The 21575-nt window shown below is 70.8% G+C and carries 22 protein-coding genes; 16 read left to right on the forward strand and 6 right to left on the reverse strand.

All coding sequences use genetic code 11. The annotated features are described in order from the left end of the window. Positions 1-27 precede the first annotated feature (27 nt). From ABEA43_RS24975 to ABEA43_RS24990, 4 genes are all read left to right on the forward strand, one after another. Complete coding sequence (locus ABEA43_RS24975) at positions 28-345, forward strand: L-rhamnose mutarotase (RefSeq protein WP_345565347.1); 318 nt, start codon at positions 28-30, stop codon at positions 343-345. 10 nt (positions 346-355) lie between these two features. Further along, positions 356-1513 (forward strand): L-rhamnose isomerase, encoded by a 1158-nt coding sequence (gene rhaI / locus ABEA43_RS24980; RefSeq protein ID WP_345565348.1) that lies wholly within the window; start codon positions 356-358, stop codon positions 1511-1513. Between the two features lie 7 nt (positions 1514-1520). After that, on the forward strand, positions 1521-3569 hold the full coding sequence (locus ABEA43_RS24985; RefSeq protein ID WP_345565349.1) for a bifunctional aldolase/short-chain dehydrogenase: 2049 nt from the start codon (positions 1521-1523) through the stop codon (positions 3567-3569). A 155-nt stretch (positions 3570-3724) separates the two neighbouring features. Further along, positions 3725-5116 carry an alkaline phosphatase PhoX gene (locus ABEA43_RS24990; protein WP_345565351.1) on the forward strand — a complete coding sequence of 464 codons (1392 nt, stop codon included), beginning with the start codon at positions 3725-3727 and terminating at the stop codon, positions 5114-5116. A gap of 20 nt (positions 5117-5136) precedes the next feature. On the opposite strand, the gene ABEA43_RS24995 is transcribed toward ABEA43_RS24990, so the two are convergent. Then, positions 5137-5679, reverse strand: a complete 543-nt coding sequence (locus ABEA43_RS24995) for a hypothetical protein (RefSeq protein WP_345565353.1) — start codon at positions 5677-5679, stop codon at positions 5137-5139. Between the two features lie 187 nt (positions 5680-5866). On the opposite strand from ABEA43_RS24995, the gene argC reads away from it, so the two are divergent. The 9 genes from argC (at position 5867) to ABEA43_RS25040 (ending at position 15031) form a co-directional block, all read left to right on the forward strand. Then, positions 5867-6889 carry an N-acetyl-gamma-glutamyl-phosphate reductase gene (argC, locus tag ABEA43_RS25000; RefSeq protein ID WP_345565355.1) on the forward strand — a complete coding sequence of 341 codons (1023 nt, stop codon included), beginning with the start codon at positions 5867-5869 and terminating at the stop codon, positions 6887-6889. 67 nt (positions 6890-6956) lie between these two features. Continuing rightward, entirely contained in the window at positions 6957-8108 is a 1152-nt protein-coding gene (gene argJ / locus ABEA43_RS25005) for a bifunctional glutamate N-acetyltransferase/amino-acid acetyltransferase ArgJ (protein ID WP_345565356.1), read from the forward strand. Continuing rightward, positions 8105-8977 (forward strand): acetylglutamate kinase, encoded by an 873-nt coding sequence (argB, locus tag ABEA43_RS25010; RefSeq protein WP_345565358.1) that lies wholly within the window; start codon positions 8105-8107, stop codon positions 8975-8977. Before argJ ends, argB begins: the two co-directional genes overlap by 4 nt. Beyond that, complete coding sequence (locus ABEA43_RS25015) at positions 8977-10143, forward strand: acetylornithine transaminase (RefSeq protein WP_345565360.1); 1167 nt, start codon at positions 8977-8979, stop codon at positions 10141-10143. Before argB ends, ABEA43_RS25015 begins: the two co-directional genes overlap by 1 nt. Further along, positions 10140-11063 (forward strand): ornithine carbamoyltransferase, encoded by a 924-nt coding sequence (argF, locus tag ABEA43_RS25020; protein ID WP_345565362.1) that lies wholly within the window; start codon positions 10140-10142, stop codon positions 11061-11063. The genes ABEA43_RS25015 and argF overlap by 4 nt, the downstream gene beginning before the upstream one ends. After that, positions 11060-11566: an arginine repressor gene (locus ABEA43_RS25025; RefSeq protein WP_345565364.1), complete on the forward strand. Its 507-nt coding sequence runs from the start codon at positions 11060-11062 to the stop codon at positions 11564-11566. The genes argF and ABEA43_RS25025 overlap by 4 nt, the downstream gene beginning before the upstream one ends. Before the next feature lie 57 nt (positions 11567-11623). Then, the gene (locus tag ABEA43_RS25030) at positions 11624-12823 is read left to right on the forward strand and encodes an argininosuccinate synthase (RefSeq protein ID WP_345565366.1); all 1200 of its coding nucleotides are present in this window, start codon (positions 11624-11626) and stop codon (positions 12821-12823) included. A 31-nt stretch (positions 12824-12854) separates the two neighbouring features. Next, positions 12855-14276 carry an argininosuccinate lyase gene (gene argH, locus ABEA43_RS25035; RefSeq protein ID WP_345565369.1) on the forward strand — a complete coding sequence of 474 codons (1422 nt, stop codon included), beginning with the start codon at positions 12855-12857 and terminating at the stop codon, positions 14274-14276. Beyond that, a complete protein-coding gene (locus ABEA43_RS25040) occupies positions 14258-15031 on the forward strand; it encodes a DNA-3-methyladenine glycosylase (protein WP_345565371.1) in 774 nt (257 codons plus the stop codon). Before argH ends, ABEA43_RS25040 begins: the two co-directional genes overlap by 19 nt. Here ABEA43_RS25040 and ABEA43_RS25045 read toward each other — a convergent pair. Further along, positions 14971-15303, reverse strand: a complete 333-nt coding sequence (locus ABEA43_RS25045) for a PH domain-containing protein (protein WP_345565373.1) — start codon at positions 15301-15303, stop codon at positions 14971-14973. The two genes, ABEA43_RS25040 and ABEA43_RS25045, sit on opposite strands and share 61 nt — an antisense overlap. Positions 15304-15462: 159 nt before the next feature. Between ABEA43_RS25045 and tyrS the strand changes: the two genes are divergently transcribed. Beyond that, entirely contained in the window at positions 15463-16728 is a 1266-nt protein-coding gene (gene tyrS, locus ABEA43_RS25050) for a tyrosine--tRNA ligase (RefSeq protein WP_345565375.1), read from the forward strand. Positions 16729-16814: 86 nt separating this feature from the next. Here tyrS and ABEA43_RS25055 read toward each other — a convergent pair whose 3' ends face one another. Beyond that, on the reverse strand, positions 16815-18362 hold the full coding sequence (locus tag ABEA43_RS25055) for a glycosyltransferase family 39 protein (RefSeq protein WP_345565376.1): 1548 nt from the start codon (positions 18360-18362) through the stop codon (positions 16815-16817). Positions 18363-18394: 32 nt separating this feature from the next. On the opposite strand from ABEA43_RS25055, the gene ABEA43_RS25060 reads away from it, so the two are divergent. Further along, positions 18395-19000: an HAD family hydrolase gene (locus ABEA43_RS25060; protein ID WP_345565378.1), complete on the forward strand. Its 606-nt coding sequence runs from the start codon at positions 18395-18397 to the stop codon at positions 18998-19000. A 163-nt stretch (positions 19001-19163) separates the two neighbouring features. Here ABEA43_RS25060 and ABEA43_RS25065 read toward each other — a convergent pair whose 3' ends face one another. Both ABEA43_RS25065 and ABEA43_RS25070 read right to left on the reverse strand, forming a co-directional pair. Then, positions 19164-19775 (reverse strand): hypothetical protein, encoded by a 612-nt coding sequence (locus ABEA43_RS25065; protein WP_345565379.1) that lies wholly within the window; start codon positions 19773-19775, stop codon positions 19164-19166. 35 nt (positions 19776-19810) lie between these two features. Then, entirely contained in the window at positions 19811-20194 is a 384-nt protein-coding gene (locus tag ABEA43_RS25070; RefSeq protein ID WP_345565380.1) for a PPOX class F420-dependent oxidoreductase, read from the reverse strand. Positions 20195-20292: 98 nt separating this feature from the next. Between ABEA43_RS25070 and ABEA43_RS25075 the strand changes: the two genes are divergently transcribed. After that, positions 20293-20736, forward strand: a complete 444-nt coding sequence (locus tag ABEA43_RS25075; protein WP_345565382.1) for a MarR family winged helix-turn-helix transcriptional regulator — start codon at positions 20293-20295, stop codon at positions 20734-20736. 640 nt (positions 20737-21376) lie between these two features. Here ABEA43_RS25075 and ABEA43_RS25080 read toward each other — a convergent pair. Beyond that, positions 21377-21575 (reverse strand): hypothetical protein (locus ABEA43_RS25080; protein ID WP_345565384.1); only part of this gene is annotated, 199 nt, incomplete at its 5' end.

Below are 21575 nucleotides of genomic sequence, written 5' to 3' on the forward strand. Positions count from 1 at the left end.
GATTAAAACGTTTTGAAGGGAGTGTCCGTGCAACGCGTCTGCTTCCTGCTGAAAGTCCGCCCAGAGCGGCTCGCGGAGTACCGCGACCGCCATCGGGAGGTCTGGCCGGAGATGCGAGATGCGCTCGCGCGCACCGGCTGGCACAACTACTCGCTCTTCCTCAAGGACGACGGCCTGCTCGTGGGCTACCTGGAGACCGAGGACTTCGAGGCAGCGAAGAAGGCCATGGCGGAGACCGAGGTCAACGCCCGCTGGCAGGCCGAGATGGCGCCGTTCTTCGAGAGTCTCGACGGGCGGCCCGACGAGGGCATGCACCCGCTGGACGAAGTGTTCCACCTGGATTGATCGGGGAGTAATGACTGACATCAAGGCCGCGCTGAGGGCCCAGCACATCGAGACGCCGTCCTGGGCGTACGGCAACAGCGGCACCCGGTTCAAGGTGTTCGCGCAGAAGGGGGTGCCGCGCGATCCGTACGAGAAGCTGGCCGACGCCGCCCAAGTGCACGCCTACACCGGGATCGCGCCCACGGTCGCCCTGCACATCCCGTGGGACAAGGTGGACGACTACGCCGAGCTGGCCAGGCACGCCCGTGAGCTGGGCGTCGGCATCGGAGCGATCAACTCCAACGTCTTCCAGGACGACGACTACATGCTCGGCAGCGTGACCCACCCCTCGGCCGGGGTCCGGCGCAAGGCGACGGACCACCTGCTGGAGTGCGTGGACATCATGGACGCCACCGGCTCCGACACGCTCAAGCTGTGGTTCTCCGACGGCATCAACTACCCGGGGCAGGACGACATCAGGTCCCGGCAGGACCGCCTGGCCGACTCCCTCGCGGAGGTCTACGACCGGCTCGGCGAGGGCCAGCGCTTCCTGCTGGAGTACAAGCTGTTCGAGCCCGCCTTCTACGCCACCGACGTGCCCGACTGGGGCACCGCGTACGCCCACTGCGTCAAGCTCGGCCCCAAGGCGCAGGTCGTCGTGGACACCGGCCACCACGCGCCGGGCACGAACATCGAGTTCATCGTGGCGTTCCTGCTGCGTGAGGGGAAGCTCGGCGGCTTCGACTTCAACTCCCGCTTCTACGCCGACGACGACCTGATGGTGGGGGCGGCGGACCCGTTCCAGCTCTTCCGCATCATGTACGAGGTCGTCAGGGGCGGCGGGTTCGACCCGGCGAACGGGGTCGCGTTCATGCTCGACCAGTGCCACAACATCGAGCCCAAGATCCCGGGCCAGATCCGCTCGGTCATGAACGTCCAGGAGGCCACCGCCAAGGCGCTGCTGGTGGACGCCGAGGCGCTGGCCGCGGCCCAGGCCGAGGGTGACGTGCTGGGCGCGAACGCCGTCTTCATGGACGCCTACAACACCGACGTGCGGCCGCTGCTGGCCGAGCTGCGCGAGGAGTCGGGCCTGGCGCCCGACCCGATGGCCGCGTACGCCAAGTCCGGATACTTCGACAAGATCGCCGCCGAGCGAGTCGGCGGCCAGCAGGCCGGCTGGGGGGCCTAGCAACACCATGGATGCTGCCAACACCGTCAACGAACTGCTCGAACGCTCTCATCGCCTGGGCGCCGACCCGCGCAACACCAACTACGCGGGCGGCAACACCTCGGCCAAGGGCGCCGCTCCCGACCCCGTCACCGGCCAGGAGGTCGAGCTCCTCTGGGTCAAGGGCTCGGGCGGAGACCTCGGCACGCTCAAGGAGTCCGGCCTGGCCGTGCTCCGCCTCGACCGGCTGCGCGCGCTCACCGGCGTCTACCCGGGCGTGGAGCGCGAGGACGAGATGGTCGCCGCGTTCGACTACTGCCTGCACGGCAAGGGCGGTGCGGCCCCGTCGATCGACACCGCCATGCACGGGCTCGTCGAGGCCGCGCACGTGGACCACCTGCACCCCGACGCCGGCATCGCCATCGCCACCGCGGCCGACGGCGAGGAGCTGACCGGCCGCGTCTTCGGCGACCGGGTCGTGTGGGTGCCGTGGCGGCGGCCGGGCTTCCAGCTCGGCCTCGACATCGCCGCCATCAAGGAGGCGAACCCGCAGGCGATCGGCTGCGTGCTCGGCGGCCACGGCATCACCGCCTGGGGCGCCACCTCGGAGGAGTGCGAGTCCCGCTCGCTGGAGATCATCCGCACCGCGGAGGCGTACCTGGCCGAGCACGGCCGCCCCGACCCGTTCGGCGCGGCGGTGCACGAGACGCTGCCGGAGGCCGAGCGGCACGCCCGCGCCGCCGAGCTGTTCCCGCTGATCCGCGGCCTGGCCTCCACCGACGTCCGCACGGTCGGCCACTTCACCGACACCCCCGAGGTGCTGGACTTCGTCTCCCGCGCCGAGCACCCGCGCCTGGCCGCGCTGGGCACGTCCTGCCCCGACCACTTCCTGCGCACCAAGGTCGCGCCGCTGGTGCTGGACCTGCCGCCGGACGCGCCGCTGGAGCGGGCGGCGGAGCGGCTGCGCGAGCTGCACGCCGCCTACCGGGCCGACTACACCGCCTACTACGAGCGGCACGCCACGCCCGCCTCGCCGCCCATCCGCGGCGCGGACCCGGCGATCGTGCTGGTGCCCGGCGTCGGCATGTTCTCCTTCGGCAAGGACAAGCAGACCGCCAGGGTGGCCGGCGAGTTCTACGTCAACGCCATCAACGTCATGCGCGGCGCCGAGTCCGTCTCCACGTACGCCCCCATTCCCGAGTCGGAGAAGTTCCGCATCGAGTACTGGGACCTGGAGGAGGCCAAGCTCCGCCGCATGCCCAAGCCCAAGCCGCTGGCCACGCGCGTCGCGCTCGTCACCGGCGGCGGCTCGGGCATCGGCGCGGCCACCGCGCGCCGCCTGGCCGCCGAGGGCGCGTGCGTGATCGTCGCCGACCGCGACGTGGCCGCCGCGGAGAAGGTGGCCGCCGAGCTCGGCGCGGCCGCCTACCGCGTCTCCGACGTCGCCGTGGCGGTCGGGGTGGACGTCACGTCGGAGGAGCAGATCGGCGCGGCCGTCCGCGTCGGCGTGCTGGCCTTCGGCGGCGTGGACCTCGTGGTCAACAACGCCGGCCTGTCGCTGTCCCGCTCGCTGCTGGAGACGACGCTGGCGGACTGGGACCTGCAGCACGACGTCATGGCGCGGGGCTCGTTCCTGGTCTCCCGCGAGACCGCCAAGGTCATGATCGACCAGGCCATGGGCGGCGACATCGTCTACATCTCCTCCAAGAACGCCGTCTTCGCCGGCCCGAACAACGTCGCCTACGGCGCGGCCAAGGCCGACCAGGCCCACCAGGTCCGGCTGCTGGCGGCCGAGCTCGGCGCGCACGGCGTCCGGGTCAACGGCATCAACCCCGACGGCGTGGTACGCGGGTCCGGGATCTTCTCCTCCGGCTGGGGCGCCAACCGGGCGGCCGTGTACGGGGTCGAGGAGGAGAAGCTCGGCGAGTTCTACGCCCAGCGGACGCTGCTGAAGCGGGAGGTGCTGCCCGAGCACGTGGCCGCGGCCGTCTTCGCCCTCACCGGCAGCGACCTCACCCACACCACCGGCCTGCACGTGCCGGTGGACGCGGGCGTGGCGGCGGCCTTCCTCCGCTGACCAAACGGGCCGCCGCCTTCGCCGCGGCGGCCCGTCCGAGGGAACCGTCTTCCGCAACGGGAAATGCCGATATCCCGTTCATCGCGCATTCACCGGGTGTTTACGTGGAAGATCTGGAAGGAGCCGGCACCCCTCAAAGCTGGAGGCGATGTCCCGTGTCCGCACCGGTGTCCCGTCGTTCGTTCATCAGTCACAGTACGGCCGGAGGTCTCGGCATCGTCCTCGCGGGCAGCGTCGAGGCCATCGCCGGCCCCGGCGCCGCCCGGGCCGCCACCCGCTCGCCCGCGGGGTACGGGCCGCTCCTCCCGGACCCGGCGGGGCTGCTCGCCCTGCCCGCCGGATTCTCCTACCGGATCGTCGCGGAGACGGGCGTCACGGCGCTGGAGAGCGGCGAGCCCACGCCGAGCGACCCCGACGGCATGGCCTGCTTCACCACCCGGTCGGGGTCGACGCTGGTCTGCAACCACGAGGTCAGCGGCAGCGAGCCCTTCCACGTGCCCACCCTGCCGGGCGTGACCTACGACCCGGCCGCGGGCGGCGGCACCACGACCATCGTCACGGGCCGGGACGGCGGGCGCCGCGCCGAGTACGTCAGCCTGGCCGGCACCCACACCAACTGCGCGGGCGGCCCGACGCCCTGGAACTCGTGGCTGACCTGTGAGGAGACCGAGCAGCGCGCCGACGCCGTCTACCAGCGCGACCACGGCTACGTCTTCGAGGTGCACGCCTTCGACCGGCGGGCCAACGTCGAGCCGGTGCCGCTGAAGTTCCTGGGCCGCTACGCGCACGAGGCGGTGGCCGTCGATCCACGCACCTCGGCGATCTACCTGACCGAGGACGCCACCGCGCCGCACGGGCTGTACTTCCGCTGGCTGCCGCCCAAGGGCTTCCGCGGGCGTAAGGGGGCGCTGCGCGAGCTGGCGCTCTCGACCGGCGGGGACACGGCGGGCCGGTTACAGGCGATGACCTGCTTCCGGGGCTCGCAGCACATCGCCGACCTGTCGGAGGCCACCGCGCCGGGCACCAGGTACCGGGTGCGCTGGGTGGACGTCCCCGACCGCGACGCCCGCACGGTCTCGGTACGCGCCCAGTTCGCCGATGACCAGGTGACCAGGTCGCGCAAGCTGGAAGGGGCGTACTGGGGCGACGGGGGAGCGTACTTCGTGGCCAGCTTCGCCCGCGCCTCCGACGGCAGCGTCAACGAGCACGACGGCCAGGTGTGGTTCTACGACCCGGCCGGCCAGACGATCACCCTCAAGACCATCTTCGGCGTCAACCCCGACCCGGGCCAGGACACGCACTTCGACGGTCCTGACAACATCTCGCTCTCGCCGTACGGCGGGGTGATCCTGGCCGAGGACGGCGAGGGGCTCAGCCACCTGGTGGGCGTCACCCGGCGCGGCGAGTCCTACGCGCTGGCCCGCAACGAGCTGAACCAGGGCGAGTTCGCCGGTCCCACCTTCAACGCCGACGGCTCGATCATGTTCGCGAACATCCAGTCGCCCGGCCACGTCCTGGCCATCACCGGCCCCTGGCGCCGCCCCTGAAAATGAACACGTGAGAAAGATCACGAATACGCCGCCACCATGCCCGCGATCACCAGCACGCCCCCGGCGGCCGTGACCAGTACGCCCCCCGCCACGGCGAGCCGGCGCCCGCGCCGCACCCCGCCCCAGTACATCAGCACGTAAGGGAGGAACCCGAGCCCGCCCAGCCCGACGGCGGGCAGCGCCAGGGCGGCCAGCAGCCCTTTGGTCCCGGCCGGCACGGCGCGGTCCCCGCCGGGCGTGAGCTGCGCCCGGAGCACCTTCCCCACGGCCGAGTCCGGCGAGGCGTCCACCGTCACGACCGCCCCGCCGGAGTCGGGGCTGAAGGTCCCCTTGCAGTCGTATCGTCCCTTGCCGAGCGCCTCGCAGGACAGGACGCGCAGCGTGCCAGGAGTCCCCGTCCGCCCGGTGGCCAGCTCGACATCCGGCACCGCGAACACCAGCGGCAGCACCCCAATCGCCACCCAGAGCAGCACCAGCACGATGCGCCCCACGGGCCCCGGCCCGCCCTTGCCGTGACTCGTAGGGGTGACAAACTGGACATCGGGTAATAACTCGCTCATGTATCGATCATCTATGCCACCACTTGGGTTTTACCTGCAGAGGACTGGACGCGCCCGCTCGGGGGAATCGATCTCACCATATGGTCGTCTCTGTTGTGCGAGCTTGCATATTCATCCCCTGGAGTGCATCATCTTCACAAGCAAGCAAGGTCATGAGCAAGCATGCATGATTATGCAGGAGGGTTGAATGAGGGCAGCGATCGCGGGAGCCAGCGGCTACGCGGGAGGTGAGCTGCTCCGGCTCCTGCTCGGTCATCCCGGGTTCGAGATCGGCGCGCTGACCGCGGCCTCCAGCGCGGGCGGGCGGCTCGGCACGCACCAGCCCCACCTGCCGCAGCTGGCGGAGCGCGTCATCGAGGAGACCACCGCCGACACCCTGGCCGGGCACGACGTGGTCTTCCTGGCCCTGCCGCACGGGCACTCGGCCGCCGTGGCCGCCCAGCTCGGGGAGGAGACGATCGTCGTCGACTGCGGCGCCGACCACCGGCTCGCCGACCCGGCCGCCTGGCAGGAGTTCTACGGCGGAGAGCACGCCGGCACCTGGCCCTACGGCCTGCCCGAGCTGCCCGGCCAGCGCGAGATCCTGCGCAAGGCGACGCGCATCGCGGTCCCCGGCTGCTATCCCACCTCGGTGCTGCTCGCCCTGTCCCCGGCGTTCGCCGCGGGGCTGGCCGCGCCCGACGTGGTCGTGGTGGCCGCCAGCGGCACCAGCGGAGCCGGCAAGTCGCTCAAGCCGAACCTGCTCGGCAGCGAGGTCATGGGCTCCGTCAGCGCCTACGGCGTGGGCGGCGGCCACCGGCACACCCCCGAGATGGAGCAGGGCCTGTCCACCGTCGCGGGCCAGCCCGTACGCGTCTCCTTCACCCCGACGCTGGCCCCCATGAGCCGCGGCATCCTCGCCACCTGCTCCGCGCCCGCCGCGCCCGGCGTCACCAAGGAGTCGCTGCGGACCGCGTACGAGGTCGCGCTGAAGGGCGAGCCCTTCGTCCGGCTGCTCCCCGAGGGCACCTGGCCGGCCACCGCCATGACCTACGGCGCCAACACCGCCGCCCTGCAGGTGACGCTCGACGAGCGCGCGGGCCGCGTGGTCGCCGTCATCGCCATCGACAACCTCACCAAGGGCACGGCCGGCGGCGCGATCCAGAGCGTCAACCTCGCCCTCGGCCTGCCGGAAGAGCTCGGCCTCCCCCTGACAGGAGTTGCTCCGTGAGAGAGCGCAGCGAACGAACCGACGAGCACGGGTGCCCGGCACTCATGCGGCCGGCGAAGGAGACCGCATGAGTGTCACCGCCCCCCTGGGGTTCAGAGCCGCAGGCGTGGCCGCGGGAATCAAGTCCGGCGGCTCCCGCGACCTGGCCCTGGTCGTCAACGACGGGCCCAGCCGCGCCGCCGCGGGCGTCTTCACCGCCAACCGGGTGAAGGCCGCCCCCGTGCTGTGGTCCCAGCAGGTCCTCGCGGGCGGCCGGCTGCGCGCGGTGGTGCTCAACTCCGGCGGCGCGAACGCCTGCACCGGCCCCGAGGGTTTCCAGGACACGCACGCCACCGCCGAGAAGGCGGCCGGGGTCCTGGAGGACTCGGCGGGCGAGATCGCCGTCTGCTCCACCGGCCTGATCGGCGAGCGGCTGCCGATGGAGGAGCTGCTGTCCGGCGTGGAGGGCGCCGCCGCCCAGCTCTCCCGTGACGGCGGCCTGGCCGCCGCCGACGCCATCCGGACCACCGACACCGTCTCCAAGATCTCCTTCCGCCGGGCCGAGGGCTACACCGTCGGCGGGATGGCGAAGGGCGCGGGCATGCTCGCGCCCGGCCTGGCCACCATGCTCTGCGTGATCACCACCGACGCCGACCTGACCAGCGAGGAGCTCGACGCCACGCTGCGCAGGGCCACGTCCACGACGTTCGACCGGCTCGACACCGACGGCTGCATGTCCACCAACGACACCGTGCTCCTGCTGGCCAGCGGCGCCTCCGGGGTGCGGCCGGACCTGGCGGAGTTCGAGCAGAAGGTCACGGAGGTCTGCGCCGACCTGGCCAGGCAGCTCCTGGTCGACGCCGAGGGCGCCTCCAAGGCGATCGCCATCGAGGTGGTCGGCGCCGCCTCCGAGGACGACGCGGTCACGGTCGGCCGGGCGGTCTCCCGTTCCAACCTGCTCAAGTGCGCCATCCACGGCGAGGACCCCAACTGGGGCCGCGTCCTGGCCGCCGTCGGCACCACCGACGCGGCGTTCGAGCCCGACCGGCTCAACGTGGCCATCAACGGCATCTGGATCTGCCGGGGCGGCGCGGTCGGCGACGACCGCTCCAAGGTGGACATGCGCCCCAGGGACGTGACGATCACCATCGACCTGTCGGCGGGCCCCCACACCGCGACCGTCCACACCACGGACCTGACGGCCGACTACGTCCACGAGAACTCGGCGTACTCCTCATGAGGCTCACCACCGCCCAGACCAAGGCGGAGGCGCTGATCGAGGCGCTGCCCTGGCTGACCCGCTTCCACGGCGCGACCGTCGTCATCAAGTACGGCGGCAACGCGATGACCGACGAGGCGCTCAAGGAGGGCTTCGCGAAGGACGTCGTCTTCCTGCACCAGGCCGGGCTGCGCCCGGTGGTCGTGCACGGCGGCGGCCCGCAGATCAGCGAGGCGCTGGACAAGGCGGGCATCGAGTCGACGTTCACCGCCGGTCTGCGGGTCACGACGCCCGAGGCCATGCAGATCGTCAGGATGGTCCTCACCGGCCAGGTCAACCGCGACATCGTGGGCCTGGTCAACCGGCACGGCCCGTTCGCCGTCGGCATGTCGGGCGAGGACGCCCACCTGTTCACGGCCGAGCGCAAGCACGCCCTCGTGGACGGCGTGGCCGTGGACATCGGCCAGGTAGGCGAGATCATCAAGGTCGATCCCGGCGCGGTGCACGCGCTGATCGAGAACGGCCGCATCCCCGTCATCTCCAGCGTCGCCAGGGGAGAGGACGGCCAGATCTACAACGTCAACGCCGACACCGCCGCGGCCGCCCTGGCCGTGGCGCTGCAGGCGCACAAGCTCATCGTCCTCACCGACGTCGAAGGCCTGTACGCGAACTGGCCGGACGACACGGACGTGATCGACCTGCTCACCTCCGACGAGCTTGAGACGATGATGCCCACGCTGTCGAGCGGCATGGTCCCCAAGATGGAGGCCTGCCTCACGGCGGTCCAGGGCGGCGTCCCGCAGGCCCACGTGCTCGACGGACGCGTGTCCCACTCACTGCTGCTGGAAATCTTCACCAATGAGGGAATCGGAACGATGGTGATGCCCTGATGAGCCTGTACGAGAGGTTCGATAAGGCCTTCATGCCCAACTACGGCGTCCCCCCGGTCGCCCTGGCGCGCGGCGAGGGCAGCCGTGTGTGGGACGTGGACGGCAAGGAATACCTCGACTTCATCGGCGGCATCGCGACCAGCTCGCTCGGCCATGCCCACCCCGCCCTCGTCGAGGCCGTCTCCACGCAGGTCGCCACGCTCGCGCACACCAGCAACCTGTTCCTGCACGAGCCCGAGGTCCTGCTCGCCGAGAAGCTCCTCGACCTGCTGAACGCCCCGGCCAGGATCTTCTTCGCCAACTCCGGCACCGAGGCGAACGAGGCCGCCTACAAGCTCGCGCTCAAGTACGGCAGGCGTGAGGGCCGCTCCTACTTCGTCGCCGCCGAGAACGGCTTCCACGGCCGGACGATCGGCGCCCTGTCGCTGACCGGCAAGCCGGCCATCCGCGACCAGTTCGGCCCGTTCCCGGTGGACGTCCGTTTCGTCCCCTACGGCGACGCCGACGCGCTCAAGGAGGCCGTGTCCGGCGACTGCATCGCGGTCTTCCTGGAGCCCACCCAGGGCGAGGCCGGCGTCGTCCCGCCCCCGGCGGGCTACTTCGAGGCCGCCCGCGAGATCTGCGACTCCACCGGCGCCCTGCTGGTGGCCGACGAGATCCAGTCCGCCATCGGCCGCACCGGGCACTGGTTCGCCCACCAGGCCGACGGCGTCACCCCCGACATCCTGACCCTGGCCAAGGGCCTGGGAGGCGGGCTGCCGATCGGCGCGTGCATCGGGTTCGGCGACGCGGGCACCCTGTTCGGCAAGGGCGACCACGGCTCCACCTTCGGCGGCAACCCGGTCTCGTGCGCCGCGGCCCTGGCCGTGCTCGGCACCGTCGACCTCGACCACGTCAAGTCGATCGCCGCGCGGCTGCGCACCGGCCTGGAGGAGCTCGACCACCCGCTGCTGAAGGGCGTGCGCGGGCGCGGCCTGTGGCTGGCCACCGTGCTGCGCGAGCCGCGCTCCGCCCAGGTGCAGCAGGCCGCCGCGAACGCCGGTTTCCTGGTCAACGCGCTCCAGCCCGACGCCGTACGCCTCGCGCCGCCGCTGATCGTGACCGCCGACGAGGTGGACGCCTTCGTGGCCGCCTACCCCGCGATCCTCACGGAGGCGGCGAAATGACGACCAGGCACTTCCTGCGCGACGACGACCTGGCGCCCGCCGAGCAGGCCGAGGTGCTCGAACTCGCCGCCGCCATGAAGAAGGACCGCTTCGGCTACCGCCCCTTCGAGGGCCCGCAGACCGTCGCGGTCCTGTTCGACAAGCCGTCGGCCAGGACCAGGATCTCCTTCCACACCGGCATCGGCGAGCTCGGCGGCCTGCCGCTCGTCGTGGACAACGTCTCGGTGCTGATGGGCCGCGGCGAGCCGACCGGCGACATCGCCAGGGTGCTCGACCGGCAGGTGTCCGCCATCGTCTGGCGGACCGCCGGCCAGGAGCTCATCGACGAGATGGCCGCCCACTCGCGGGTGCCGGTCGTCAACGCGCTCACCGACGAGTTCCACCCCTGCCAGATCCTCGCCGACCTGCAGACCGTCCAGGAACGGCTGGGCGGCACCGCCGGGACCACACTCACGTACGTGGGCGACGGCGCCAACAACATGGCCCACTCCTACCTGCTCGGCGGCGCCACCGCGGGCATGCACGTGCGGATCGCGGCCCCCGCCGACTACCAGCCGGACGCGGTCATCCTCGACCGGGCCGCGACCATCGCGGCCCGCACCGGCGGCTCGGTGATCGCGTTGTCCGACCCGGTGGCGGCCGCCCAGGGCGCGCACGTGATCGCCACCGACACCTGGGTTTCGATGGGCCAGGACGGTAAGGAGGAGCGGGTGGCCGCCCTCATGCCGTACCAGGTGAACTCCGAGCTGCTGGAGCACGCCGCGCCCGACGCGATCGTGCTGCACTGCCTGCCCGCCTACCGCGGCCACGAGATCACCGCCGACGTCCTCGACGGCCCGCGGAGCGCGGTCTGGGACCAGGCCGAGAACCGGCTGCACGCCCAGAAGGCCCTCCTCCACTGGCTGGTCACACACGCATGACGATCCCGATGACCAAGGCCGCGCGGCAGGCGAAGATCACCGACCTGCTGCTGCGCGAGGCCGTGCGCTCCCAGCCCGAGCTGGCCAAGCTGCTCGCCGAGAGCGGCGTCGAGGTCACCCAGGCCACGCTCTCGCGTGACCTCGACGAGCTCGGCGCGCTCAAGCTGCGCGCCGAGGACGGCTCGCTGGTGTACGCGCTGCCCGGCGAGGGCGGCGGGCGCATCCCGCTGGCCCGGCTGGGCACCGGCGAGTCCCCGGTCGCGCGGCTGCACCGCATCGCGGAGGAGCTGCTCGTCGGCGCCGAGGCCTCGGCCAACCTGGTCATCGTCCGTACGCCTCCCGGCGCCGCCCAGTTCCTGGCCTCCGCCATCGACCACGCCGACTGGAAGTCGATACTCGGCACGGTGGCGGGCGACGACACGATCCTGGTCATCAGCCGCGACCCGGCGGGCGGGCAGGCCGTCGCCGACGCGCTGCTGAAGCTGACCGAGCGACGTAGTTAGCCCACCTCCGGGTGGGCTTCCCGATCGTCACGAGACTTTGAACCTGGAGTTTGGAAAATGCCGGAAAGAGTAGTACTCGCTTATTCAGGGGGGCTGGACACCTCCGTCGCCATCCCGTACCTCGCCGAGAAGATGGACGCCGAGGTGATCTGCGTCGCCGTGGACCTCGGCCAGGGCGGCGAGGACATGGAGATCATCCAGAAGCGCGCCATGGACTGCGGCGCCGCCGAGTCGGTCGTGGTGGACGCCAAGGAGGAGTTCGCCGCCGACTTCTGCGTGCCCGCCCTGCAGGCCAACGCCCTCTACATGGACCGCTACCCGCTGGTCTCGTCCCTGTCGCGCCCGCTCATCGTCAAGCACCTGGTGTCGGCGGCCAAGCAGTTCGGCGGCACGGTCGTCTCCCACGGCTGCACCGGCAAGGGCAACGACCAGGTCCGCTTCGAGGCCGGCCTGGCCGCCCTCGCCCCCGACCTGCAGGTCATCGCGCCCGCCCGCGACTTCGCCTGGACGCGCGACAAGGCCATCGAGTACGCCGAGGCCAGGGGCCTGCCCATCGAGACCTCGAAGAAGAACCCGTTCTCCATCGACCAGAACCTCTGGGGCCGCGCCGTCGAGACCGGCTTCCTGGAGAACATCTGGAACGGCCCCACCGAGGAGGTCTACTCCTACACCGCCGACCCGGCGCAGCCGCGCCCGGCCGACGAGGTGGTCATCACCTTCGAGCAGGGCGTCCCCGTCAAGCTCGACGGCAGGGAGCTGACCGCGTTCCAGATCGTCGAGGAGCTCAACACGCGAGCGGGCGCCCAGGGCGTCGGCCGGATCGACATGGTCGAGGACCGGCTGGTCGGGATCAAGTCCCGCGAGGTGTACGAGGCGCCCGGCGCGATCGCCCTCATCACCGCGCACATGGAGCTGGAGAACGTCACCGTCGAGCGCGACCTCGCCCGCTTCAAGCGCGGCGTGGACCAGCGCTGGAGCGAGCTCGTCTACGACGGCCTGTGGTTCTCGCCACTGAAGACCGCCCTGGACGCCCTCATCGCCGAGGCGCAGAAGCACGTCACCGGCGAGATCAGGATGACGCTGCACGCGGGCAACGCCACCGTCACCGGCCGTCGCTCCGAGCAGTCCCTGTACGACTTCTCGCTCGCCACCTACGACACCGGCGACACCTTCGACCAGTCCCTCGCCAAGGGCTTCGTCCAGCTGTTCTCGCTCCCGGCCAAGATCGCGGCCGCGCGTGACGCCAAGAAAGGCTGAATGCACTATGGTCGCGGGGGAAACGGAGGGGATGACGGTGAGTGATGGCAAGCCGATGCGGCTCTGGGGCGGGCGTTTCGAAGGGGGCCCGGCCGATGCGCTGACCCGGCTGTCGGTGAGTGTGCACTTCGACTGGCGGCTGGTGCCCTACGACCTGGCCGCGTCCAGGGCGCACGCCCGCGTGCTGCACAAGGCGGGGCTGCTGAGCGTGGAAGAGCTCGAGCGCATGATCGGCGCGCTCGACGACCTGGAGCGGGCCTGCAAGGAGGGCGAGTTCCGGCCGACGGTCGCCGACGAGGACGTGCACACCGCGCTGGAGCGCGGCCTGCTGGAGCGGCTCGGCTCGCTCGGCGGCAAGCTGCGCGCCGGTCGTTCGCGTAACGACCAGATCGCCACCGACCTGCGCCTCTACCTGCGAGACCACGCCCGCACGATCGTCTCGCGCCTGGTCGAGCTGGAGACGGCGCTGATGACCCAGGCCGCCGAGCACGCCGAGACGGCCGCGCCCGGCATGACACACCTGCAGCACGCGCAGCCGGTCTCGTTCGGCCACCAGCTGCTGGCGCACGTGCACGCCTTCGCCCGCGACATCGACCGGATCAGAGACTGGGACAAGCGCGCCGCGGTCTCCCCGCTCGGGGCCGGCGCGCTGGCGGGCTCCTCGCTGCCGCTCGACCCGCAGGCCGTGGCCCAGGAGCTGGGCTTCGACTCGGCGGCCCCCAACTCGATGGACGCCGTCTCCGACCGGGACTTCGCGGCGGAGTTCCTGTTCGACGCCGCCATGATCGGCGTGCACCTGTCGCGGCTGGGCGAGGAGATCGTCCTGTGGGCCTCGCAGGAGTTCCGCTGGATCGAGATGGACGACGCCTACTCCACCGGCTCGTCGATCATGCCCCAGAAGAAGAACCCCGACGTGGCCGAGCTGGCCCGCGGCAAGTCCGGCCGGCTCATCGGCAACCTGATGGCGCTGCTGACCACGCTCAAGGGCCTGCCGCTGACCTACAACCGCGATCTTCAGGAGGACAAGGAGCCGGTGTTCGACGCGGTCGACACGCTGCTGCTGGTCCTGCCCGCGGTGGCCGGGCTCGTCGCCACCATGCGGGTCAACACCGCCCGCATGGAGGCCTCGGCCCCCGACGGGTTCGCGCTGGCCACCGACCTCGCCGAGCTGCTCGTCCGCCGCGGGGTCCCGTTCCGCGACGCGCACGAGGCCGTCGGCCACCTCGTCGTGTGGTGCCAGGTCAACGACAAGGACCTCGGCGACCTCACCGACGACGAGCTGAGTAAGGTGTCGCCGCACCTGACGCCCGACGTGCGCGACGTGCTCAACGTGCCCGGCGCGCTGGCCGCGCGCAAGGCCCACGGCGGCACCGCGCCCGACCGCGTACGTGACCAGCTCATCGCCCTGCGCGAGGCGGTCGACGCGCAGGCGGCATGGGCGTCGGGGAGCTGAGCTCCGCCGCGCTGCCGCGGGGTTTCTTCGACCGGCCGTCACACGAGGTCGCGCCCGACCTGCTCGGGCGCGTGCTCGTGCACGGCGGCGCGGACGGCGTCGTCGCCGTACGCCTGACCGAGGTCGAGGCGTACGGCGGGCCGGGCGAGGACCCGGCGGCCCACACCTACCGGGGCAAGACGCCGCGCAACGCGGTCATGTTCGGGCCGCCCGGGCACCTGTACGTGTACTTCACCTACGGCATGCACTTCTGCGCGAACCTGGTCTGCCTGCCCGAGGGCTCGGGCTCGGCCGTGCTGCTGCGGGCGGGGGAAGTCGTCTCCGGCCTGGACACGGCCCGCGCCCGCCGCTCCTCCGGCAGGGCCGTCCCTCCGGGCGAGCCGGGCTCTTCCGGTGGGCCGGGTGCTTCTGGCCGGTCCGTCTCCTCCGGCAAGCTGATCGCGGAGCGGGACCTGGCGCGCGGCCCGGCCCGGCTGGCCGTCGCGCTCGGCCTGCTGCGCGAGCACAACGGCCTTGACGCCATCCAGGAGGGCGCGGCCGCGGGTCGCCCCCGAGGCTCGGTCACGATGCTGGAGGGCCGGCCGCCGGATCCCGCCGCGATCAGGTCAGGTCCGCGCACCGGGATCTCGACGGCCAAGGAGACGCCGTGGCGGTTCTGGATCGACGGCGATCCGACCGTGTCTCCGTACCGGCCTCACGTCCCCCGCCGCCGCAGCGTCGCGGCCACCTCCGTGGGCGAGGCTCCGAGGTCGTGAGGGCTGAAGATGTGCAGGTAGTCGCCGGTGTCGATCTCCAGCATCTCGCTGCGCCGCCCCCACCTCCTGCGTACGTCCACCTTGATGTCCCAGATGGCCTCCCACGGCACGTGCCGGCGGCCCGCGTACCCGTGCACCACGGTGATGCCGCTCTCGTCGGCCGCCAGCCGTACGGGAGCGAGCACGTCACGCAGCCCCATCGCGCCCACCAGAACGGCGGCGGGCACGGCCAGGATCACGCCTCGTACATCGCCCTGAACCCCCCAATACACGGCGAGCCCGGTACACACCAGAGCCCCTAAGATCTTGAAAACGGCCAGCTCGCGACGGACCCTCCACATGGAGACAGAGAGTATCCAAGTGGCGGTCGACCCGGGCGATCGGGCACGCTTGTACCACCTCAATGTCCAACGTCTAGGAAAGCCGGCACCGTGACCGACATTCTCGATGACCTCGCGTGGCGAGGCCTGATCGCCCAGTCCACCGACCTCGACGCCCTGCGCGCGTCTATGGCCAAGGGACCGATCACGGTCTATTCCGGCTTCGACCCGACCGCTCCCTCGCTGCACGTCGGCCACTTCGTGCCGTTGCTCACGCTGCGCCGCTTCCAGCTCGCCGGGCACCGCCCGATCGGCCTGGTCGGCGGCGCCACCGGCTTGATCGGCGACCCGAGCGGGCGCAACACCGAGCGCTCTCTCAACTCCAGCGACATCGTCGCCGAATGGGTGGAGCGCCTGCGCGGACAGGTCGGCCGTTTCCTCGACTTCGAGGCCCAGCCGAACGCCGCCCTCATGGTCAGCAACCTCGACTGGACCGGCGAGCTGAGCGCGATCGACTTCCTGCGCGACATCGGCAAGCACTTCCCGGTCAACCGCATGCTGGCCAGGGAGGCCGTCTCCGCGCGCCTGTCGGGGGAGGGGCTGAGCTACACCGAGTTCAGCTACCAGATCCTGCAGTCCAACGACTACCTGGAGCTGTTCCGCCGCTACGAGTGCACGCTGCAGATCGGCGGCAGCGACCAGTGGGGCAACATCACCGCGGGCGCCGACCTGGTGCGCCGCATCGAGGGCGGGCACGTCCACGCGCTCACCCTGCCGCTGATCACCAAGGCCGACGGCACCAAGTTCGGCAAGACGGCCGGCGGCGCGCTCTGGCTCGACCCCGCGATGACCTCGCCGTACGCCTTCTACCAGTACTTCCTCAACGCCGACGACCGCGACGTGATCCACTACCTCAAGGTGTTCACGTTCAGGAGCCGCGAGGAGATCGAGGAGCTGGAGAAGGCCGTCGCCGAGCGTCCCTTCGCCCGCGAGGCGCAGCGGACCCTGGCCGAGGACCTGACCGAGCTGCTGCACGGCAAGGACGAGCTCGACGCCGTCGTGGCGGCCTCGAAGGCGCTGTTCGGCCAGGGGGCGCTGGAGGAGCTGCCCGCCGCCACCCTGGAGGCCGCGCTCGCCGAGGTCCCCAAGGCCAAGGTCGGCGCGCTCGGGGCCACGTTCGTGGACCTGCTGGCCGACAGCGGCCTGGTGGAGTCGCGGTCGGCGGCCAGGCGGGCGGTGAAGGAGGGCGGGGCCTACCTCAACAACGTCAAGATCACTGACGAGTCGTACGCGCCTTCCGCCGGCGACCTGCTGGCGGGGCGCTTCATGGTGCTGCGGCGCGGCAAGAAGTCGATCGGCGGGGTCGAGGTCGGCTGACCTCGACCCCGGTTCGCGGAGCGGGCCTTCCTTTTTGCGATGGGAAGGCCCGCTTTCCACGTTCTTGCACTTCTGCCCGGCGGCGGTCAGCGGCGGGTGAACAGGGCCACGGTCAGGCCCGGCAGATCGGCGGAGTGCTTGGCCGAGGTGAGCTCGAAGCCCGCCCGCTCCACCTCCCCGACCCGCGGAACCCCGTCGCCCTCCAGCCCCGACTGCTTCGTCCCGCGCCAGACCACCCACACCCGCTCGCGCCCCTTCAACGCCCCCGATACATCGGACCGCTCCGGATAGCCGAAGCCGTCGGGGTCGGGCGCGTCCCCGGTCTTGAGCACGTCCACGGGCATGGCCGAGTCGGCGTAGTACTCGAACCCGGAACGCAACTGGCTCTGGCCGTAGACGATCGCGTCCCCGGGCTCCGCCCTGACCACCCGCAGGGCCCACGGGATGTTCTCGAACCGCCCGTTCTCCTCGCGTACCTCCAGGTGGTCGGGGACGGCCAGCCCGCATCCGAGCAGCACAACTATCACGGCGGCCACCACGTGGAAGCGGGGGAGCGCCGCCACGGACAGCCCCGCCAGCAGCGCCAGCGCTGGGGCGGTCACGAACAGGTACCGGTCCACGTAGACGGGCGTCACCAGCTGCGACACGGCGAGCAGCAGCAGCGGCGGCAACACCAGCCACCCCACCAGCGCGAACGCCCACAACCGCACCGCCGCCTGGCCGCCCACCCGGCTACCGGCCTGCCGGCCGCCCACCTGGCTAACGGCCCCCTGGCCCGCTCGCACGTCCGCCTGGCCGCCCGGCTCCGTCCGGCCGCGCGCGGAGACCCACAGCAGCACCGCTCCGGCCAGGGCCAGCACGAACAGCAGCGCCCCGAGCCCGGTCGCCCCCGCCGCCATCTTCGGAAACTTCAGCCACACCTCCGGTCCCCGCTGCGGGACCCAGCTGATCGCGTGCCGCTCGCCGTACCCGACCAGCCCCAGCACCACCGCGGGCAGGCACCCGACGGCCAGCGCCGCCAGCATCCGCACCAGGACGGCACGGCGCGCCAGCACGAGCTGGGCGGGCAGCACGAGCACCGCGAACAGATGCGTGGCGCACACGAGCGCCACCGCCACCCCGTAGAGCACCCACCGCCTGCCATCCGACCTTTCGAGCGCCCGGTGCAACGCCCAGAACGAGAACACGACGGCCGCGGCAGCGAAGGCATAAGACCGGGCGAAAGCGCCGTAGTAGGACACCGACGGCAGGATCGCGAAGATCGCCGCCGCGATCACTCCGGCCCGGGTGGAGTGCAGCCGCCTGCCCAGATCGACCAGGAACCAGGCGGTCACCGCGATCGCCACCGCCGACGGCAGCCGCAGCCAGAGCTCAGCCGTGCCCAGCTTCCCCCAGAAGTGCATGAACAGGTAGTACGGGAGGAAGTGACCGTCGATATGCCGGGCCAGCTCCCACATTCCGGACAGCGACCGGGAGGCGGCGCTGATGGTCGCCAGCTCGTCGCCGTTCAGGGTGGACGAGCCCGTGCCCGAGAACGCCGCCGCACCCGAGATCAACGCCATCCACCAGGGGGTTGACGTGCGAAGACGCTGGGCGGGGCGGGTAGGGGGAGCGAGCGTGGCGGCAGTGGTCACCGGGGCAGGATACGCGGCATAAGGTCGGGTACATGGCGAATGTGATCGTGTTCGACCTTTACGGGGTGATCGCCCGTACCCAGTCCGCGGCGGCACGGGACCGGATCGTCGAGCTGGCGGGGGCGCCGGAGGAGCCGTTCTGGGAGGCGTACTGGGCCTGCCGCCCGCCGTACGACGCGGGCCAGGACGGCGCCGCGTACTGGGACGCGGTGGCCGAACGACTCGGTACGCGCTTCGCGGACGTGCCCGCGCTCATCGACGCCGACCTGGACAGCTGGTGCCACGTCGACCCCGCCATGGTCGATGTCGTGCACGAGCTGGCGGACCAGGGCCATCGGCTCGGCCTGCTCTCGAACATCATCCAGGAGCTCGTGCCGAGGTGGGAGATGCGGCACGGTGACTGGCTGGGGCGGTTCGCGGCGCTGACGTACTCGTGCCGGATCGGGGTGGCCAAGCCGGAGCGGCGGGCGTACGAGATCTGCGCGGAGCGGATGGGAACGACACCGGGGGACATTCTGTTCTTCGACGACAACGAGGCGAACGTGCTGGCTGCCCGGGAGGCCGGGATGACGGCAGAGGTGTTCGAGTCCGCGCAACAGGTCCGAACCCTCGCCCAACACGTGGCGCTCACCCCATGACCAGCGAGCTTTCATCGCCGAGCAGCAGCCGGAACCCGCGCGGACCGGCCATCGAGCAGCCGCGAGAAGTCAGGCGGCCCGGCCATCGACCAGCCGCCGGAAGCTAGGCGGACCGCCGATCGCGGGAAGCTAGGCGGACCGGCGATCGACCGGTTGCGGGAAGCTAGGCGGCCCGGCCATCGACCAGCAACAGCAGGGCGGCCAAGGCGGCATCCTTGTGGTCGCGCGTCCACGGCGTGCCGACCTGCGCCCGCAGCCCGTCCACCCGCTCCACCGCACCCACGCCGAGCAGCCTGGCGGCGACGTCCCGCAACTCCTTGAAGTCGTAGCGGCTGACCGCCAGCCCGGCGTCGCGCGCCGCCTCCATCAGCGCCTCGTGATAGAGCTCGCCCTCGGCTCCGTGCAGGTAGTGGTGCTTGCTCAGCACCGTGGCCAGATCGTCCGGCAACGTCATCCGTCCCGCGCCGACCGCGCCCAGGTCGAGCGCGACACCGGCGACGTCGTGGCCGGCCCCGTTCAGCCGATGGACCGCCGCGGCGAGCACGTCGTGCGCCGACGTACGAGCGCACTGCTCCACCCGGGAGATCAGGTCGCGGGCGGAGTCGAGCGCGAGCCCGGCGGCGGCGTGAAAGGGCTGGTCGGGCAGCGTGGGGTCGTGGAGCAGGGACACCCGCTCCCGCAGCAGCACCCGAGGTGAGCCCGGCTCGCCGGCCACCGCCACCAGCATCGCCCACCCGCAGTGATCCTTCACCCCGAGCGCCGCCGCCACCCCCATTCCCACCTCCCGCTCACTTCAGGAACGCGCTCCGGTCACTGCTGGGTGGTGTGCGTCGGCCTCACGACGATCACCACCCGCCGGTCCGCGTCGCCGACCGGCCGCTCGTACTCCAGGCCGTAGCGGTTGGCCAGCACGTCGAAGAAGTCGCCCGACGGATCGGGCTCCACGCGTTCGACGATGCCACGGATCTCTACATATCGGTACGGCCGTTCGGGGTCGTTGATGGAGACCGCGACGTGCGGATTCTCCAGAACGTTCCGGCACTTCCTCCGGTCCCTCGTGGTCGTGAACCGCAGGAACTCTCCGTCCCAGATCGTCCAGACCGGGTTCACCTGCGGACCTCCGTCCGGGCCGATCGTCGCCAGATGAGCGAACAGCGGCCGGGTCAGCAGGTCAAGGTGGCTCTCAGGAATCATCACGCCTCTCCTCCAGATCAGATGACGCTTGGCACAGTATCAAAACATTGATAATCATCAAGACTCGAATCATCATATGAGGTTGTACGATCCCCGATATGGGGATGCCTGCGGAAGAACGGCTCGGCCTCGACATCAAGCGCGCCGAACAGGCCCTGATCGCCGCCAAACAGGTCGCCGTCCGGCCCGCGGGACTGACCGTCCCGCAGTACGCCGCCCTCTTCGCCCTCGCCGACAGTCCCGGCATCTCCGGCGCCGCCCTGGCCCGCGCATGCCTGGTCACCCCGCAGGCCATGACCGTGGTGCTCAAAAACCTCGAGGAACGGGGACTCGTCGAACGTTCCCCCCACCCATGGCACCGCAACGTCCTGGAAACCCGGCTCACCGAAACCGGCCGCACGGCCTTGCAAGCCGCCGACGAACGGACCCAGGTGGTCGAGCGCGCGATCGCGGCCGAATTCAGCGCCGACGAACGAACAACGCTCCGCAACCTCCTGACCCGCTGCGGCGAGGCAATCACCCGCGCCACCGCAGACCTCTGACCCCGCCAAACCCCAAAGCCACTCCACCCCCCCGCCCGAACGTCTGCGCCCGAACCTCAAGGGCAGTACCTCCAAGCCAGGAATCTGCAGCAGGAAACCCCTGAGGTAACCCCGCAGTTCAAAGACCTACGCGGGGACCCCTGTGACAGAAGCGCCGATACACGAGGTCTCCGACGAGAGCCTCGGGCGTGGCCTGGCTTCTACGGCCAGAACCCTCTTCGGGACCTGCGCGACAGGGCGTTCCACGGACAACCGCCATGGTGAAGGCGGGGCACCGGCTGGCTTGCCAGGCACGGCGCCCCCGCCGGTCGGGGCGCCCGCCGGTCCTCAGGCGGGGCGATTTGACGTCTCGCGGATCGCGACCTAATCTTTCACTTCGCCCCGGGAGTGAGCCGGACGCCGCAGTCAGGCGGACGGGCCCCAGGGCGAAGCCCCTTGAAATGACGAGCCACTCGGCGGAGCCGCTTCGGCGTGCCCCCCGCTTGAGGCGTCTTTCGTGCGTGCCGCAATCACCGGAAAATCGGTTGATTCGACAAGCGCAGGATGGCACGGTAAGTTACGAGGGTTGCCCCTTGACCGGGGCACACCATCCTAGCCAGGTTTGACCGGGTTTCGGCAAGTCTCCGGATTTGACACGAAATTAGCCAACCTGATAAGATGTTGAAAACGGTAAATGCGCCCCTGACTCGGGATCAAAGATCCAGACGAGGGAGTACGCGTCCGTTTCTTGAGAACTCAACAGTGTGTTAAAAGCCAGTGCATGAAATACCATGCATAACCCCGTCGAAACGGTTTCGGCTGTTTTGATGGATTCCTTTTTGGTTGGGATACAACCACTT

The sequence above is a fragment of the Nonomuraea rosea genome, from assembly GCF_039539705.1.
GTDB classification, from domain to species: Bacteria; Actinomycetota; Actinomycetes; order Streptosporangiales; family Streptosporangiaceae; genus Nonomuraea; species Nonomuraea rosea.

Excerpts from the sequence above, each read along its gene's own strand:
- rhaI (WP_345565348.1), top strand. The coding sequence starts at position 356 with ATGACTGACATCAAGGCCGCGCTGAGGGCCCAGCACATCGAGACGCCG.
- ABEA43_RS24985 (WP_345565349.1), top strand. The coding sequence starts at position 1,521 with ATGGATGCTGCCAACACCGTCAACGAACTGCTCGAACGCTCTCATCGC.
- ABEA43_RS24995 (WP_345565353.1), bottom strand. The coding sequence starts at position 5,679 with ATGAGCGAGTTATTACCCGATGTCCAGTTTGTCACCCCTACGAGTCAC.
- argC (WP_345565355.1), top strand. The coding sequence starts at position 5,867 with ATGAGGGCAGCGATCGCGGGAGCCAGCGGCTACGCGGGAGGTGAGCTG.
- argJ (WP_345565356.1), top strand. The coding sequence starts at position 6,957 with ATGAGTGTCACCGCCCCCCTGGGGTTCAGAGCCGCAGGCGTGGCCGCG.
- argB (WP_345565358.1), top strand. The coding sequence starts at position 8,105 with ATGAGGCTCACCACCGCCCAGACCAAGGCGGAGGCGCTGATCGAGGCG.
- ABEA43_RS25015 (WP_345565360.1), top strand. The coding sequence starts at position 8,977 with ATGAGCCTGTACGAGAGGTTCGATAAGGCCTTCATGCCCAACTACGGC.
- argF (WP_345565362.1), top strand. The coding sequence starts at position 10,140 with ATGACGACCAGGCACTTCCTGCGCGACGACGACCTGGCGCCCGCCGAG.
- ABEA43_RS25025 (WP_345565364.1), top strand. The coding sequence starts at position 11,060 with ATGACGATCCCGATGACCAAGGCCGCGCGGCAGGCGAAGATCACCGAC.
- ABEA43_RS25030 (WP_345565366.1), top strand. The coding sequence starts at position 11,624 with ATGCCGGAAAGAGTAGTACTCGCTTATTCAGGGGGGCTGGACACCTCC.
- argH (WP_345565369.1), top strand. The coding sequence starts at position 12,855 with ATGACGGTGAGTGATGGCAAGCCGATGCGGCTCTGGGGCGGGCGTTTC.
- ABEA43_RS25040 (WP_345565371.1), top strand. The coding sequence starts at position 14,258 with ATGGGCGTCGGGGAGCTGAGCTCCGCCGCGCTGCCGCGGGGTTTCTTC.
- ABEA43_RS25060 (WP_345565378.1), top strand. The coding sequence starts at position 18,395 with ATGGCGAATGTGATCGTGTTCGACCTTTACGGGGTGATCGCCCGTACC.
- ABEA43_RS25065 (WP_345565379.1), bottom strand. The coding sequence starts at position 19,775 with ATGGGGGTGGCGGCGGCGCTCGGGGTGAAGGATCACTGCGGGTGGGCG.
- ABEA43_RS25070 (WP_345565380.1), bottom strand. The coding sequence starts at position 20,194 with ATGATTCCTGAGAGCCACCTTGACCTGCTGACCCGGCCGCTGTTCGCT.
- ABEA43_RS25075 (WP_345565382.1), top strand. The coding sequence starts at position 20,293 with ATGGGGATGCCTGCGGAAGAACGGCTCGGCCTCGACATCAAGCGCGCC.